This window comes from Burkholderia sp. MS389 (assembly GCF_016899425.1).
GTDB lineage: Bacteria > Pseudomonadota > Gammaproteobacteria > Burkholderiales > Burkholderiaceae > Burkholderia > Burkholderia sola.
The window spans coordinates 2553432-2567371 of the sequence record NZ_CP045995.1 but is presented as its reverse complement, the minus strand read 5'-3'; the positions used below and the strand labels follow the sequence as shown (position 1 = coordinate 2567371).

At 67.5% G+C, this 13940-nt stretch carries 12 protein-coding genes; 7 read left to right on the top strand and 5 right to left on the bottom strand.

The annotated features are described in order from the left end of the window. The first annotated feature begins 67 nt into the window (after positions 1–67). The gene (locus GJG85_RS27900; RefSeq protein ID WP_124554509.1) at positions 68–1195 is read left to right on the top strand and encodes a porin; all 1128 of its coding nucleotides are present in this window, start codon (positions 68–70) and stop codon (positions 1193–1195) included. A 182-nt stretch (positions 1196–1377) separates the two neighbouring features. Continuing rightward, complete coding sequence (gene hutC / locus GJG85_RS27895; RefSeq protein WP_050018069.1) at positions 1378–2073, top strand: histidine utilization repressor; 696 nt, start codon at positions 1378–1380, stop codon at positions 2071–2073. 15 nt (positions 2074–2088) lie between these two features. On the opposite strand, the gene GJG85_RS27890 is transcribed toward hutC, so the two are convergent. Continuing rightward, positions 2089–3330, bottom strand: a complete 1242-nt coding sequence (locus GJG85_RS27890; protein ID WP_204384101.1) for a glycosyltransferase — start codon at positions 3328–3330, stop codon at positions 2089–2091. A gap of 92 nt (positions 3331–3422) precedes the next feature. Between GJG85_RS27890 and GJG85_RS27885 the strand changes: the two genes are divergently transcribed. Together GJG85_RS27885 and GJG85_RS27880 are read left to right on the top strand one after the other, a co-directional pair. After that, positions 3423–4043 carry a TetR/AcrR family transcriptional regulator gene (locus GJG85_RS27885; RefSeq protein ID WP_089489078.1) on the top strand — a complete coding sequence of 207 codons (621 nt, stop codon included), beginning with the start codon at positions 3423–3425 and terminating at the stop codon, positions 4041–4043. A 250-nt stretch (positions 4044–4293) separates the two neighbouring features. Further along, a complete protein-coding gene (locus GJG85_RS27880) occupies positions 4294–4647 on the top strand; it encodes a hypothetical protein (protein WP_124631237.1) in 354 nt (117 codons plus the stop codon). A 40-nt stretch (positions 4648–4687) separates the two neighbouring features. On the opposite strand, the gene GJG85_RS27875 is transcribed toward GJG85_RS27880, so the two are convergent. The 4 genes from GJG85_RS27875 to GJG85_RS27860 all read right to left on the bottom strand — a co-directional run bounded on the left by GJG85_RS27875 (position 4688) and on the right by GJG85_RS27860 (position 8852). Further along, entirely contained in the window at positions 4688–5515 is an 828-nt protein-coding gene (locus tag GJG85_RS27875; protein ID WP_089489077.1) for an alpha/beta hydrolase, read from the bottom strand. A gap of 109 nt (positions 5516–5624) precedes the next feature. Continuing rightward, a complete protein-coding gene (locus tag GJG85_RS27870; protein WP_050018064.1) occupies positions 5625–6542 on the bottom strand; it encodes a LysR family transcriptional regulator in 918 nt (305 codons plus the stop codon). A gap of 264 nt (positions 6543–6806) precedes the next feature. Further along, positions 6807–7052, bottom strand: coding sequence for a DUF3717 domain-containing protein (locus GJG85_RS27865; RefSeq protein WP_047901546.1), 246 nt, complete (start codon positions 7050–7052; stop codon positions 6807–6809). A 264-nt stretch (positions 7053–7316) separates the two neighbouring features. Beyond that, positions 7317–8852 (bottom strand): amino acid permease, encoded by a 1536-nt coding sequence (locus GJG85_RS27860; RefSeq protein ID WP_124595218.1) that lies wholly within the window; start codon positions 8850–8852, stop codon positions 7317–7319. Between the two features lie 585 nt (positions 8853–9437). Between GJG85_RS27860 and GJG85_RS27855 the strand changes: the two genes are divergently transcribed. From GJG85_RS27855 to argG, 3 genes are all read left to right on the top strand, one after another. Continuing rightward, positions 9438–10970 (top strand): sensor domain-containing diguanylate cyclase, encoded by a 1533-nt coding sequence (locus GJG85_RS27855; protein WP_089489076.1) that lies wholly within the window; start codon positions 9438–9440, stop codon positions 10968–10970. 178 nt (positions 10971–11148) lie between these two features. Next, a complete protein-coding gene (locus GJG85_RS27850) occupies positions 11149–12219 on the top strand; it encodes an FUSC family protein (RefSeq protein WP_050018061.1) in 1071 nt (356 codons plus the stop codon). Between the two features lie 317 nt (positions 12220–12536). Next, positions 12537–13874, top strand: coding sequence for an argininosuccinate synthase (gene argG, locus GJG85_RS27845; protein WP_050018060.1), 1338 nt, complete (start codon positions 12537–12539; stop codon positions 13872–13874). The last annotated feature ends 66 nt before the right edge of the window (positions 13875–13940 follow it).

Sequence of the window (13940 nt, the reverse complement as noted above, 5' to 3'; positions counted from 1 at the left end):
GTTCGCACGGGCACGCGTGACGGGTCGCCGTTCCCGTCGCAACGGGCCTTTCCAGGAAATACACACAATGAAGAAAGCAGTCGTCGGTACCCTGTCGTTCGCATTCATCGGCGCCGCCGCGCATGCGCAAAGCAGCGTCACGCTCTACGGGATGCTGGATGCCGGTATCGCCTATACGAACAACCAGTCGGGCAAAAGCGCGTGGCAGCAAGGCAGCGGGCTGCTGTCGAACACGGTCTTCGGGCTGAGCGGCAACGAGGATCTCGGCGGCGGTCTGCATGCGCTGTTTCGACTCGAAAGCGGCTTCAACCTGAACAACGGCACGCAGTCCTATCGAAATACGATATTCGGCCGCCGTGCGTACGTCGGCCTGCAGAGCGACCGGTACGGCACGCTAACGCTCGGCCGCCAGTACGACGCCGTGGTCGACTATCTCGGCCCGCTCGCGATGGCGAACAACGGCGACGGCAACAACCTCGCATCGCATCCGTTCGACAACGACAACCTCGACGATTCGTTCTACATCGACAACGCGGTGAAATACACGAGCCCGACGCTCGCCGGCTGGCAGTTCGGCGGCCTGTACGGGTTCGGCAACGCGGCCGGCGGCTTCGCGAACAACCGCGCATACAGCGCGGGCGTGTCATATGCGAACGGGCCGGTCAATCTCGGCGCCGCGTACCTGCAACTCAACCGCGGCGGCCTGACGACCGGCGGCGCATTGTCGACGAACGACGCGCCGAACTTCCCGGCCGTCCGGCAGCGCGTGATGGGCGCCGGCGGCAGCTACGCGTTCGACCGGCTGACGATCGGCGCGTTGTGGACGCATACGATGTTCGACGAGACGGCCGCGTCGTCGCTGCCCGGCGCGCTGAATGCGCTGCGCTTCGACAACTACGAACTCAACGCGCGCTATGCGCTGACGCCGGCCGTCTCGTTCGCGGGCGCCTATACGTTCACCGACGGCCGCTACGACGACGCCACCGGCAGCCACCGGCCGAAGTGGCACCAGGTGACGCTGATGGCCGACTACGCGCTGAGCAAGCGCACCGACGTGTATGCGGAAACCGTGTACCAGCACCAGTTCGGCGTGCCGTCGGACGCGACGCTCGGGTTCGCGAACGTCACGGGGGTCGCGGCTTCGTCGACCCGCACGCAGGTAGTCGCAACGATCGGCATCCGGCATCGGTTCTGACCGCGCGCGGGCCGTCGACTGGCCGGCCGCTCTGTGCAATCCCGCATGGACGCGCGCCGGCCGAACAGGGATCATTCGGGGAATCCGGGCCGGCGCGCTCGCGAAACCGGTACACTCGGCGCCGGGCGCGCGCCGGACCGGCATTCGGCGGCGGCCCGCTGCCGACTCTGAATCGTGATCCCATGACCACACCGATCTATCAGGAAATCAAGGACTTCATCCTCGCGCGCATTCATGCCGGCGAATGGGCGGAAGGCGACCAGGTGCCGTCGGAGAACGAGCTCGCGCGCGAATTCAACGTCGCTCGGATGACCGTCAACCGCGCGCTGCGCGAGCTGACCGCCGAACAGGTGCTCACGCGCACGCGCGGCTCCGGCACGTACGTCGCGTCGCCGAAATACGAATCGACGCTCGTCGCGATCCGCAGCATTTCCGACGAAGTCGCCGCGCGCGGCCACGGCTATCGCGCGCAGGTGCTGCTGGTCGGCGCGGCCGTCGCCGATGCGAAGCTCGCCGACGAACTGCAACTCGACACCGGCAGCCCGATCTTCCATTCTCGCGTGCTGCACTTCGAGAACGACACGCCCGTGCAACTCGAGGAACGCTGGGTCAATCCGGCCTGCGCGCCCGAATACGCGTTGCAGGACTTCACGGCGACGACGCCGAACCAGTACCTGACGCGCGTCGCGCCGCTGCAGCGCGTCGAATACCGGATCGAGGCCGCGATGCCCGATGCCGACACGCGCCGCCACCTGACGATGGACGATCGCGAGCCGTGCCTGCTGCTGCATCGGCGCACGTGGTCGCAGGGGCTGGTCGCGTCGGTCGCCAATCTGTGGCACCCGGGCAGCCGCTATCGGTTCACCGGGCATTTCTGATGCCGACGCGCGGGCTTACCGCGCGCGCGGTTGCGCCCATCGTTCGATCGCACTGACCGCCCGCTTCAAGCCGTCTTCTTGCGCGATGAGCGTACCGAGTTCCGTCGCACGCGCCTTCGTCTCATCCCGTTCGGCAAACACGATGGCCCGCGCCAGCGCCGCAGCCTCCATGCGCCGGCCCGGCACCGGCGCATCCGCGACGCCGAGCCGTTGCAGCCGGTTCGCCCAGAAGAACTGATCGCCCGCGAACGGCACGACCACCGACGGAATACCGGCCCGTGCGGCCGAATGCGTGGTGCCCGAGCCGCCGTGATGGATCGCCATCGCGACGCGCGGGAACAGCCAGTCGTGCGGCGTGTCGCCGATCACGCGAACGTGCGCCGGCAGCAGCGACGCATCGATGCCGCTCCAGCCCGGATAAAGCAGCGCGCGCCGGCCGGCCAGCGCCTGCGTCAGCGCCGCGGCCATCGCCGCGCGATCGAAGCCGGCCATGCTGCCGAAACCGACGTACACGGGCGGCTCGCCCGCGTCGAGAAACGCCGCGAGTTCGGGCGGCGGCGCCCACGCACGCGCATCGATTCGCCACTGGCCACAGGCTTGCACGTTCGCCGGCCAGTCGGCCGGATCGGACAGCAGCACGGGCGACACGCCATACAGCATCGGATGATCGGTCCACACGCGCTTGCGCGGCGGCAATCCGCCTACGCTGGCGCGCGCGGCATTGGTCGACTTCCTGAACGCCTGCCACAGCAGCGCATTCACGAGCCGATGGGTCGCGCGATTCAGCCCGCGCGGCAACTTGCCCGGCGGCAGGAACGGCGACGCGAATTCGGCAGTGGGCGTGATCGGGATCATGCCCGCGCCAATCGCCGGGATGCGGCGATATTCGGCGACCGACAACCCGACGAACGACGCGAGTCCCGACACGAGCAGCGCGTCGCAGCCGGCCGACGCGTCCGCCACTTCGCGCATCCACGCGGCCGTGTTCGCATTCGCGATCGCCGCGAGCGCCTTCGACGTATCGGCGAAGCCGCCGCGCCCGCGCACCGCACCGGCCAACACGCCTTCCGGCGCAATCGCGCGACGGATATCGCCGGACAGCGGCGCCGACGGCACGCCGAGCGCGGCGGCCGACCCGAGCGTCACCGCGTCGGCGAGCAACCGGACGTCATGGCCGGCATCCATCAATGCGCGACCGAGCGCCGCGAGCGGGCGCGTGTCGCCTTCGGTGCCGTAGGTGGCGATGACGAGTTTCATGCGGGGCTCCCCGTGCATGGCGGAAAAGGTTGGATTCAAAAAAGTGCACGTCGTATACTAATGCAATCCGTACACTTTCAGTCAACCCCGCCATGACGATTCCGACCGACGATCCGGGCCGCCGCGCGCGCAAACGCATCCAGATGCTCGCGCATCTCGCCGCGACCGGCGCGCGCCTGTTCGACGCGCACGGCTACGATGCCGTCACGATGGAGCAGATCGCCGCGCAGGCCGACGTCGCGAAGCGCACGCTGTACAACCACTTTCCGACGAAGGAAGCCGTGCTCGCGCACTGGCTCGAGGGCGAACTCGCGCGCGATCTCGCGCATCTGCAGCAGGACGTCGCGCGGCGCAAGACCTTTGCGTCGCGCATCGGCTGCGTGCTCGACGCGTCGGCCGCGTGGTGCGAACAACATCCGGTGTATCTGCTTGCGTACCTGCGGCACCGCTTCCTGAGCATTGGCGCAGCCGAACCGGAGCGCGCGGGAGAGAACGGCAGCGACATCGCGCTGGTGTGGCAGCAACTGATCGCAGCCGGCCAGCAGACCGGCGAACTGGACCGCACGCTGCAGGCCGATCAGCTCGCGACCTGGTTCCATCACCTGTATCTCGCGGCGATGCTGCGCTGGCTGACCGTGCCGGGGCTGTCGCTGAAACGGGAGTTTCAGTCGGTCGCGAAGCTGTTTATCGAAGGCGCGGAAGCGAAACGGTGACGCATGCACAAACGCCCGGAAGGACGTCGCGGCGCCATGCAACGCAGCGCAACGGCCAGCGGGAGGCCGCCAACGCGTCGCGCATCGCGCACACATTGTTACAACGAACGCACACTTCGCATGCCAAATTTCCCGCGCAGCAGTATGCTGATGCGGTACGGCTGCGCACTGTGCATCGGGCAATCCCCTAGTTTGCACGCGACACGCGCCGCCGTCGCGACCGCAATCATGCGTTGCAAGGAGGGTTGTGATGGCCACCACGCATCAGCACTTCCACCTCGAACTACGGCACGCCACCGCGCCGACCTACTTCATCAGTTACCTGTTCCCCGCGTTGCTGTTCGTCTACGAACTGCTGCGCGTCGGCCAATGGATCCGCGATCACGGGATGCAGTTCGTCGCGTTCAAGCAGATGGGCTACGAGTATCTGCTGATGCTGCTGTTCGTCGGGCTGCAGATCGTCGTCGAGGCGATCTTCCTGCTCGGCGCGGCGATGCGCAAGGATCATCGCGATTTCGAGCACCGGTTGCCGAACGTGATTCTCGGCATCGGCCTGTCGATCGTGCTGCTGGCGATCGATCTCGGGATCCAGCTTTCGTTCTGACGGCCAGCGGGCATACGCCCGCTGGCGACGTCGAGCGCGTTCAGGCGCCCGCGTCGCGCAGCAACGTCGCGACGGCGGCCAGCACGTCGTCCGTCCGCTCGCGGTGCGGCATGTGTCCGCAGCGGGCGAGCAACAGGAACGACGACGGCCCCGCGACGCGCGCGGCGATCCGCTTCGGATGCACGTCGGACCCGTATTCGTCGTCCTCGCCGTGAATCGCGAGCGTCGCGCACTGCACGCGCGGCAGGTCGTCGTCGAGAGTCCAGTCGCGAAACGCCGGCGACAACCACGTGTCGACCCACGCGCGCAGCACCCATTCGGCCTTGTCGCCGTGATAGCGCGCGAGCCGGTCGAGCTGCCCCGGCTCGTCGAACTGCCGCCCGGCGTCGCGAATGCCGGCCAGCGTGCGATCCTCGACGAACGCCTGCGCGGCGACCGTCACGAGCGCGCGGCAACGCGCCGGCTGCGCGGCCGCGCAGCCGACCGCCATCCCGCCGCCGACGCTGTGTCCGAACGCGACGAACGTATCGACGCCGAGTCGATCCAGCACCGCGACGAACGCATGATCGGCCTCGTCGCGCACGAACGTCGTGGCGAGTACCCCGGGATGACGATCCGAACGGCCGAAACCAAGACGGTCGTATGCGATCACGTCGCGTTGCGTCGCGCTGGCGAGTTGCGCGGGGAAATCGCGCCACAGATCGACGCAGCCGAGCGAATCGTGCAGCAGCACGATCGGTGCGGCCGGCCCAGGTGCGGCCGGCCCAGGCGCGGCCGCGTGCCGCACCGGCCCCGCACCCCAGCGTTTCGCAAAGAGACGCCCTTGCGGCGTCTCGACGGTCATCTCCTCGGTCACGATATCGGTCATGTGTCGGTCGTCTGCATGAAAGCGGCCGCCCGTCGGCGGCCGCATCGAATCCGGACATGGTGGCCTGCCGGCGCGCGCAGCGTCAAGCAAGCCCCTATCGGCCGCGCGTTCATTCGGGCTGCGGCGGCAGATACTCCATCTGCGCTTCGTCGTACAGCCGGTAGATCAGCGCCTGCATCGCGCGAATGTCCTCCGACTCGTCCAGCATCCGCATGCTCATGATGATCGGCGACACGAGGTTCGGATCGTCGAGCGGCTTGTAGCTGATGTCGTCGCGCTTGAGCCCGTACACGCTGTGCGGCACGACCGACACGCCCTCGCCCATCGCGACGAGGCCAAGCGCGATCTGCAGTTCACGCGTCTCGTAGATCCTGCGCGGTTGCAGCGCGCGATCGTGGAAGGCCGCGAGCACCTGGTCCGCGTAGCTCGGGCGCGGCGCCTTCGGAAAGATGATCAGCGTGTCGTTGACGAGATCGTGCAGCGACAGCACGGGCTTCGCGCTGTCGAGCACGTGGCCGACCGGCAGCGCGACGATCATCCTCTCCTCGCGCAGCACGACGCGCCGCACGCTCGGATCCTCGTGGCGGATGCGCCCGAACCCGACGTCGATGCGCCCTTCCTTCAGCGCCTTGATCTGGTCCATCGTCGACATCTCGTGCAGGCTCAATTCGACGGCCGGATATTCGCTGCGAAAGCGCCGGATGATCTTCGGCAGCATCCCGTACAGCGTCGAGCCGACGAAACCGACCGACATGCTGCGCTCGATCTTGCCGACCCGCTTCGTCATCGATTCGAGTTCGGTGGTCTGCGCGAGCAACTGCACCGCGTGCGAATAGAAGAAGCGTCCGGCATCGGTCAGCTTCAGCGGCCGCGCGGTGCGCTCGAACAGCGGCACGCCGAGCGCTTCCTCGAGCTGCTGGATCTGCCGGCTCAGCGGCGGCTGCGCGATGTGCAGCCGTTCCGCCGCCCGCGTGAAATTCCGCTCTTCGGCCACCGCGACGAAGTAGCGGAGGTGTCTCAACTCCATGTTCGAATCCTCCCGGGACAGGCGACGGACGCTCATCCGGCACCGCGCGGGCAGCGCCCGCACCGCTCACCCTTGCCGGCTATCCGTACCGGCCTCCTCGATCGCCTGCTTGCCGATCCCGTCACGATACCTCAGCCAGCGCCGATCCCGGCTCGAGCAGCGTCGTGCTGGCGGCGACGTCAGGGGCCGCGCAAAGCAAAACGGGAAGCCGCGAGGCTTCCCGTTCGTTCACCGACGCCGCGCCGCGGCATCGTGCGCACCGCATCACACCTCGGTCGCATACAGCGCGTCGCGCTGCTCGTTACTCAGCGTGTCGAGCGGCACGTCGGGCAACTGATAGCAGATCATCGTGCCGTACAGCTCGGCCAGGCAGTTGCTGCCGGCGTCGAGCGCGTAGCCGTCCTCGCCGTCCGGCGCCGGCGGATACACTTCGCGCCACGCGTTGATCGCGGCTTCGATTCGCACGATGGAAACGGGTCCGGCCTTCCGCTCGGCGGGTGATGCGCTCATGAATTCCTCTGGGTTGCGCGCTCCGCGGGCCATGCCGGCCCGGCTGGAGCGATGAAAACGCCGGGCATCTCGCCGGCCGCCGCGCGCCGCGCGCGCCGGATGCCGATCCGCGCCGCGCCTGTCGCGCCGGCCGGGCCGCGGCCCGGTAGGGTCGGGCAATATAACCGGCTTTGACCCCGCGCAGGCAAAAGCCGGGCAAAAAAAACGGGAAGGCGCGCGGCTTCCCGTTTCGTCGCCATCGCGCGGCTGCCTGCCGCGCCGGCGTCAGCCCGCGGTTTCGCGGTTCGCCACCGGCTGCCGCTGCGCGCCGCGATTCGCGGCGATCCACGGCGCGATCTCCATGTCCTCGTAGCGTACGAACCGGCTCTTCTTCAGGAGCCGGAAGCCGAGCCACACGACCACGAACAGCGGAATGCCGACATAGGTCGCGGTCACGCCGGCCCAGTCGATCCGGTTCGCGAGGAACGCCTGGTAATCCTGGCCGAGCGCGATCACGAGGCACAGCACGAACGCGAACAGCGGGCCGAACGGGAACCACTTCGACTGGTACGGCAACTGGTCGAGCGAATAACCCTGCTTCACGTACCCCTTGCGGAACCGGTAGTGGCTGACCGCGATGCCGAGCCACGCGATGAAGCCCGTCATCCCCGACGTGTTCAGCAGCCACAGGTACACGGTCTTGTCGCCGTACAGCGACGTGAAGAAGCACAGCGCGCCGACGGCGGTGGTCGCGTACAGTGCGTTGCGCGGCACGCCGCCCGGCGACAGCTTCGCGAACACCTTCGGCGCGCGGCCTTCGGTGGCGAGGTTGTAGAGCATCCGCGTGGACGCGTACATGCCCGAGTTCCCGGCCGACAGCACGGCCGTCAGGATCACCGCGTTCATCACGCCGGCCGCGAACGCGAGGCCGGCGTGGCGGAACACGAGCGTGAACGGGCTCACGCCGATGTCGGTCACGTCCGTCTTCAGCAGGTTCGGGTCGGTATACGGAATCAGCACGCCGATCACGAAGATCGCGAACACGTAGAACAGCAGGATCCGCCAGAACACCTGGCGCACCGCGCGCGGAATCGTCGTGCGCGGGTGCTCCGATTCGCCGGCCGCGACGCCGATCAGCTCGGTGCCCTGGAACGAGAAGCCCGCGATCATCGCGACGCCCATCAGCGCCGGCAGGCCGCCCGCGAACGGCGCGTCACCGATCGTCAGATTGCCCCAGCCGTTCGCCGGCGCGCCCTTCAGAATGCCGAAGATCATCAGCAGGCCAACGCCGATGAACGCGACCACCGTGACGACCTTGATCAGCGCGAACCAGTATTCGGCCTCGCCGAAGCCGCGCACGGTGAGCGCATTGAGCAGGAACATCACGGCGAGGAACGCCGCGCTCCACCACACGCCCGGCACGTCCGGAAACCAGTAGTGCATCACGAGCTGCGCGGCGACGAGCTCCACCGCGATCGTCACCGCCCAGTTGTACCAGTAGTTCCAGCCGAGCGCGAAGCCGAAGCCTTCGTCGACGTATTTCGCGCCGTAGGTCGCGAACGAACCCGACACCGGCATGAACGCGGCCATCTCGCCGAGGCTCGTCATCAGGAAGTAGACCATCAGGCCGATCAGCATGTACGCGACCATCGCGCCGCCGGGGCCGGCCTGGGAGATCGATGCGCCGGACGCGACGAACAGGCCCGTGCCGATCGAGCCGCCGATGGCGATCATCGTCAGGTGGCGCGCCTTCAGCGCGCGATGAAGCTTGGGTGGGTTCGCGGGCGAACCGGGTGGGTCGGAATTCGGAATGGCGGACATAAACGAGACGAACGTTGAGCGGGCCGGCATCCGTAGCCGGCGCATGCGGAATCGGAGCGCGGTGCGCGTCCTGCGATGCATTCGATGCGGCCCCGATACGCGTTGCGCGGCGGGCGCCTGCGGCGAAGCGCGGATTCTACCTGATTCGATAGGGGGACAGCTGAGGTCGCGCCGCCCACCGCCATGCCGGAGATTTTGCGGAATCAACGGGTTGGCCGCGCCGGCCGTCGCCCTTTCGCCACACGTCGCAAAAACCACGACTCCGATCGGGTCATTCGATTTTCGATTCTTCGGAGACCCTGTAATCCTGTCCCGATCCGCCAAATGCCGCGGCAATAGGCAAAATCGACTGATGATTATGCGATTAATCAGACAAAAAGGCCGACACTGCCAATTGATTCAAATCAAGTCGCCCGCACGCCATGAGGTAATGATGCGTAACCGTTTCGAATCGCCGTCGCCGCATGCATGTTTTGCATGTGCGGGCGAAATGCACGAATTCGCGGGATAATGACGCTTAATTCGAAATAATCCGCGCGCGGAACCGCCAACGACGCGAGTAGCCGCCGCCCGTGCCCCCCGAGGATGAAGTCATTCCCGCTGCCCGCCACGCTGCGCCGCCATACCGCGTCGATCGTGGCACGCATTCTGTCGCCCCGCGGCGTACTCGTGGCGGGCATCGTCCTGCTGATGTTCAGTTGGGGACTTTCCACGTCGCTATTAATCGAGGCACGGCGCGACGCGTATGGCCATGCGGTCGAAAATGCGCGCAACCTGATGCTGCTGATCGAACGCGATATCGCGCGCAATATCGAACTCTACGATTTGTCGCTGCAAAACGTCGTCGACGGCCTGGCCGATCCGGAACTGATGACCTTGCCGCCGCGCCAGCGCCACCGGCTGCTGTTCGACCGCGCGGCCACCGGCGCCTATCTCGGCTCGATTTTCGTGATGGATGCGCACGGTAATATCGCGATCGATTCGAGCGTGTCGCCCGCACGGCAAGGCAATTTCGCCGACCGCGACTATTTCGCCGTGCATCGCGACCGGCTCGCCCCCGGCCTCTACATCAGCCGGCCGTACGCGTCGCGGCTGCGCGGCGGCGCGCTGACGATCGCGCTGAGCCGCCGGATCAACCGGCCCGACGGCACGTTCGGCGGGATCGTCGTCGGCACGCTCAGCATCGACTACTTCCGCGCGCTGCTCGACGGTCTCGCGGTCGGCCGGCACGGGAGCGCGGCGATCGTCGAGGACAACGGCACGCTCGTGTCGCGCCTGCCCTACGACACGCGGGTGGTCGGCCTCGACCTGCACGATTCGCCGCTGTTCATCGACGCGCAGCGCGGCCGCGCCGGCGAGCTGACCGGTGTCGGCGCCATCGACGGCGTGCGGCGCATCTATGTTTACAAGCATCTCGCCGGGCTGCCGCTGATCGTCGACGTCGCGCCCGCCGAGATCGACGTCTACGCGGCGTGGCGCCATCGCGCGATCTGGACCGTCGTGCTGATGAGCCTGTTCACGGCGTTCATCGCGTGGGGCTCGCTCGCGCTGTCGCGCGAGCTGAAGCGCCGGCAGGACGCCGAATCGAAGCTGTACCGGCTCGCGCACACCGATTCGCTGACGGGCCTCGACAACCGCGGCACGTTCGACACGGTGCTCGCGAAAGAGGCCCAGCGCGCGTCGCGCAACGGCCGCCCGTTGTCCGTGCTGTTCGTCGACGTCGACCACTTCAAGGCGTTCAACGACTACTACGGCCACCCGGCCGGCGACGACGTGCTGCGCCAGGTCGCGCAATCGCTGACGCGCAGCCTGCGCCGCGACAGCGACCACGTCGCGCGCTACGGCGGCGAGGAGTTCGTCGTCACGCTGCCCGACACCGACGCGCCGGGCGCGGCCACCGTCGCCGAGGGCATCCGGCGCGCGATCGCGGGGCTCGACATCGAACACGTAAAGAGCCCGTACGGGCGCGTCACGGCCAGCATCGGCACCGCAACCGCCGCCGACGGCCGGACGAACGCCGCGGCGCTGCTGCGGCGCGCCGACGAAGCGCTGTACCGCGCGAAATCCGGCGGCCGCAACCGCGTGCTGGACGCGCAATCGAGTGCGGCCGACGCTTGACGCGATGTGATCCGGCAGGCCGCGTGACACGAAGCGGCCGCCTGCCGCCCAGCCACGGCCCGGCGGCCTCGCCGTGGACAGCCCGCGCGCGTTCGGCTAGCGTTACGTCAGCTGCGCATGCGGCGCGGCGCCGGCCCGCGCACGCCGCCGTGCGCGTTCCCGCCACTCCCGCTCCGTCATGACCGCCCCGCTCCCGACCCGACTGCCGCCGCTCGTGCGCCACGCGCTCCGCCCGCTGCTCGACCCGTACCGCCGCTACCGGCACGCGAAGCTGATCCATGCGGCGCGCGTCGCGCTCGCGATTCTCGTGTCGATCGCGCTGTCCACGGGGCTGAACGTGCCGCATGGCGAATGGTCGACGATCACCGTGCTGATCGTCGTCGGCGGGCTGCAGCATCACGGCAACATCCGCAAGAAGGCGGCCGAGCGCGCGCTCGGCACGTCGATCGGCGCACTGGCGGGGCTCGGGCTGATCCTCCTCTACTCGTTCCTGCACGCGCCGTTCGCGATCTACCTGCTGATGGCCGTCGGGTGCGGTATCTGCGCGTATCACGCGATCGGCAAGGCCGGCTACATCGCGTTGCTGTCGGCGATCACGATGGTGATCGTCGCCGGGCACGGCGACAACGAGATCGTCGACGGCCTGTGGCGCGCTGTGAACGTGCTGGTCGGCATCGCGATCGCGCTGGCGTTCTCGTTCGCGTTGCCGCTGTACGCGACCTATTCGTGGCGCTACAAGCTCGCCGACGCGCTGCGTGCGTGCGCGGCCGTGCATGCGCGGCTCGCGGGCGACCGCCACGTGAGCGACGATGCGCACCTGAAGGAAATGGCCGCGCTGAGCGCACTGCTCGTGCAGTTGCGTTCGCTGATGCCGTCGGTGTCGAAGGAATGCGATATCCCGGTCATGCAGCTCGAGGCGATCCAGCGCAGCCTGCGCCTGTGCATCGGTTATCTGGAGATCCTGTCGAGCGCGCTGCCGGCCGCCGACGACGCGGCGGCCCGCGAATACGTGCGCGTCGAGATGAAGGGCGTGAACCGGCGCATCCGCGACACGCTGGTCGGCGCGAGCCGCGCGCTGAAGTTCGGCACGCCGAGCCGGCTCGCCCCGCGCCGCCGGCCGGTCGACCCGCCGCACGACGCGCCGCCGCCGCAGTTGTCCGGCTATGTGTCGATCACGGCCAAGCTGGCCGGCGAAGTCGACCAGTTGCGCGAGCGGCTGCTCGATACCGCGCAGGCGTGGAATATCTGAGGTTCCGGTTTCGTGCGCCAGTCTTTCATATGCCTTTCTGTGTGGAGGGGTGCGCACTGACGACGGCGACCCCTGCCTGACCGCCGATCCGGCCCTGAAATTCGGCCGCAGCCCGGCCCTTCAGCACGCGTTTCGGCAGCGATGCAACGCCGTCCAGCCTTGCGTTCTCCAGCCGGTTAACCGCCCGTCAGGCCCGCCGCGACAGGCGCGAGGCCGGTTCCGCAGCAAAATCAGCCCTTGCCCCAACTTCCCGGACAGCCGATACTCGCATATTCCGCGAAATACGATCCCACCGGCTTCAATCCACGGTAATTCCTATGAGCACGATTCTCGAAAGCCTCCCGACCGGCCAGAAGGTCGGTATCGCCTTCTCCGGCGGCCTGGACACCAGCGCCGCGCTGCACTGGATGAAACTGAAGGGCGCCGTCCCGTACGCATACACGGCGAACCTCGGCCAGCCCGACGAAGACGATTACGACGCGATCCCGAAACGCGCGATCGAATACGGCGCAGCCGGCGCCCGCCTGATCGACTGCCGCGCGCAGCTCGTCGCCGAAGGCATCGCGGCGCTGCAAAGCGGCGCGTTCCACATCACGACCGCCGGCGTCACGTACTTCAACACCACGCCGATCGGCCGCGCCGTGACGGGCACGATGCTCGTCGCCGCGATGAAGGAAGACGGCGTCAACATCTGGGGCGACGGCAGCACGTACAAGGGCAACGACATCGAGCGCTTCTACCGCTACGGCCTGCTCGTGAACCCGGATCTGAAGATCTACAAGCCGTGGCTCGACCAGACGTTCATCGACGAGCTCGGCGGCCGCGCCGAAATGTCCGAATTCATGAACCAGGCCGGCTTCGCGTACAAGATGTCGGCCGAGAAGGCGTATTCGACCGACTCGAACCTGCTCGGCGCGACGCACGAAGCGAAGGATCTGGAAAGCCTCGAAAGCGGCATCAAGATCGTGAACCCGATCATGGGCGTCGCGTTCTGGCGCGACGACGTGAAGATCGCCGCCGAAGAAGTGACGGTGCGCTTCGAAGCCGGCCAGCCGGTCGCGCTGAATGGCGTCGAGTTCAAGGATCAGGTCGAGCTGCTGCTGGAAGCGAACCGCATCGGCGGCCGCCACGGCCTGGGCATGAGCGACCAGATCGAGAACCGCATCATCGAGGCGAAGAGCCGCGGCATCTACGAAGCCCCGGGCCTCGCGCTGCTGTACATCGCGTACGAGCGTCTCGTCACCGGCATCCACAACGAAGACACGATCGAGCAGTACCGCGAGAACGGCCGCCGCCTCGGCCGCCTGCTGTACCAGGGCCGCTGGTTCGACCCGCAGGCGATCATGCTGCGCGAAACCGCGCAACGCTGGGTCGCCCGCGCGATCACCGGCGAAGTGAAGATCGAACTGCGCCGCGGCAATGACTACTCGATTCTCAGCACGAAGTCGCCGAACCTCACGTATCAGCCGGAACGCCTGTCGATGGAGAAGGTGGCGTCGACGTTCTCGCCGCGCGATCGTATCGGCCAGCTGACGATGCGCAATCTCGACATCACCGATACGCGCGACAAGCTGCGCGTGTATTCGCAAGTCGGGCTGCTGACGCCGGGTGAAGCGTCGGCGCTGCCGCAGATCAAGGGCGATAGCGACAAGTAAGCCCGTCGCTTTCGCGAGCGGCCGGGCGGTGTGACAACCGCCCGGCTGCGTGCAGTCCTTCCCTTC

Coding starts and splice junctions, on each gene's coding strand:
- GJG85_RS27855 (WP_089489076.1), top strand. CDS start 9,438: ATGAAGTCATTCCCGCTGCCCGCCACGCTGCGCCGCCATACCGCGTCG.
- GJG85_RS27900 (WP_124554509.1), top strand. CDS start 68: ATGAAGAAAGCAGTCGTCGGTACCCTGTCGTTCGCATTCATCGGCGCC.
- GJG85_RS27870 (WP_050018064.1), bottom strand. CDS start 6,542: ATGGAGTTGAGACACCTCCGCTACTTCGTCGCGGTGGCCGAAGAGCGG.
- GJG85_RS27865 (WP_047901546.1), bottom strand. CDS start 7,052: ATGAGCGCATCACCCGCCGAGCGGAAGGCCGGACCCGTTTCCATCGTG.
- GJG85_RS27885 (WP_089489078.1), top strand. CDS start 3,423: ATGACGATTCCGACCGACGATCCGGGCCGCCGCGCGCGCAAACGCATC.
- GJG85_RS27860 (WP_124595218.1), bottom strand. CDS start 8,852: ATGTCCGCCATTCCGAATTCCGACCCACCCGGTTCGCCCGCGAACCCA.
- GJG85_RS27880 (WP_124631237.1), top strand. CDS start 4,294: ATGGCCACCACGCATCAGCACTTCCACCTCGAACTACGGCACGCCACC.
- GJG85_RS27850 (WP_050018061.1), top strand. CDS start 11,149: ATGACCGCCCCGCTCCCGACCCGACTGCCGCCGCTCGTGCGCCACGCG.
- GJG85_RS27875 (WP_089489077.1), bottom strand. CDS start 5,515: ATGACCGATATCGTGACCGAGGAGATGACCGTCGAGACGCCGCAAGGG.
- hutC (WP_050018069.1), top strand. CDS start 1,378: ATGACCACACCGATCTATCAGGAAATCAAGGACTTCATCCTCGCGCGC.
- GJG85_RS27890 (WP_204384101.1), bottom strand. CDS start 3,330: ATGAAACTCGTCATCGCCACCTACGGCACCGAAGGCGACACGCGCCCG.
- argG (WP_050018060.1), top strand. CDS start 12,537: ATGAGCACGATTCTCGAAAGCCTCCCGACCGGCCAGAAGGTCGGTATC.